General features: G+C 62.0%; 1 protein-coding gene and 1 pseudogene. Both read left to right on the forward strand.

Annotation, left to right across the window (positions count from 1 at the left end; all coding sequences use genetic code 11):
- A partial coding sequence (locus EN893_RS33335; protein ID WP_206640228.1) for a DUF6537 domain-containing protein occupies positions 1–967 on the forward strand: 967 nt, incomplete at its 5' end.
- A gap of 144 nt (positions 968–1,111) precedes the next feature.
- Positions 1,112–1,549: pseudogene (locus EN893_RS33340) on the forward strand (diguanylate phosphodiesterase); the annotation flags it as partial.

Below are 1,549 nucleotides of genomic sequence, written 5' to 3' on the forward strand. Positions count from 1 at the left end.
GGCCGCGGGCGAAGACAAGGCGCATTTCTTCGACGCCACCCGCACCGCCACGGCACTTTTCGGCAATTCGCTCGGCGCCAACATGTTCATGCTCGGCTTTGCCTTCCAGCATGGCGGCCTGCCGCTGTCCGCCGAGGCGGTCGAGAAGGCGATCGAGCTCAATGGCGAAGCCGTGGCGATGAACGTTGCCGCGTTCCGCTGGGGACGTCGCGCTGCCCATCAGCCGGAATTCGTGCGCGGCCTCGTTGCCCAGCCGGGTCCAGCCGTCGCTGGAAAGGCCGGCCCGGGCACGGATGTCGCCGAGACACTGGACGATATCATCGCCCGCCGCGTCGCCTTCCTGACAGCCTATCAGAACGCCCCCTATGGCAGGCGTTATGCCGAAAAACTGGCCGTTTTGCGCGCCGCCGAAGCGAAGGCCATACCTGGGTCGACCACGGTGTCGCAGGCCGCCGCCAGGAACCTGTTCAAGCTGATGGCGATCAAGGACGAATACGAGGTGGCGCGTCTTTACACGGACGGCTCTTTCGCCGCCGAACTGGGCAAGCAGTTCCAGAGCTACGAAAGGCTCGAATTCCACCTCGCGCCGCCGATCATGGGCCGTCGCGGCAATGACGGAAGCCCTAGGAAATCCAGCTTCGGCCCGTGGATGATGAAGGGTTTTCGCCTGCTGTCGGCGATGAAGGGCCTGCGCGGCACCGCCTTCGACCTGTTCGGCTACACCGCCGAACGGCGCATGGAGCGGCGGCTGCTGGCGCAGTATGAGGCGGATCTGGAGCTCATCGCCGGATCGCTGGCCCCGGCCAGGGTCGATGCGGCGGTTGCGCTGGCCTCGGTGCCGGCCCTGATTCGCGGCTATGGCCACGTCCGTCGAGCCAGCGCCGACAAGGCCTTGAGCGAACGCCAAAGGCTGCTCGAACGCCTGTCGAGTACGCTGGCGCGGCCGAAACTTCAGGCCGCGGAATGATCGATACGCCTTGTTTACCTGAACGACAATTTCCTTGCTTTCCGTTACGTCACCCGGCTTGACGGCAGGAGCGGCGGGGCCTCTCTAAATCTTTCTTAAGGCGGATGTGGCACTGCTTGGCTCCCCAGGGTTGGGATTCAGGCGTTGAATCTGATAAAGAAGAACGAGATTCCGGTCGACGTCTACATTCCGTTCGTGGAAACCTTGTTTCGCGACGGGTTGACGCTTTCGATAGGATTCTTTGCCCAAACCCTGCTGGTCGTGCTGGTTTACTGGAAAACCATGGATCCGGCCTATCTCGCCGTCACCCTCGGACTGCTGGCTGTCGCCTTCCTTCGTCTTCGCAACATCAGGAAATATCGCCACGCTCCTTCGCCTCAAAATTGGGAAGAGGCGCGTCGCCGCGAGAACGACTACATACTGTACGGCTCGATGCATGGCTTCATGCTTGGCGCCTTCTGCTTTGTCGGCATCTATCTTGCCTATGACCCGTTCGCGGAAATAGCTGCCGTCTGCGTGACGCTTGCCTCCGCCACGTCTATTGCTGGCCGCAACTATGGTTCGCCCAGGATGGTCGTGATC

Source organism: Mesorhizobium sp. M7A.F.Ca.CA.004.04.2.1, assembly GCF_004022825.1.
In the GTDB taxonomy this organism is placed as follows: domain Bacteria; phylum Pseudomonadota; class Alphaproteobacteria; order Rhizobiales; family Rhizobiaceae; genus Mesorhizobium.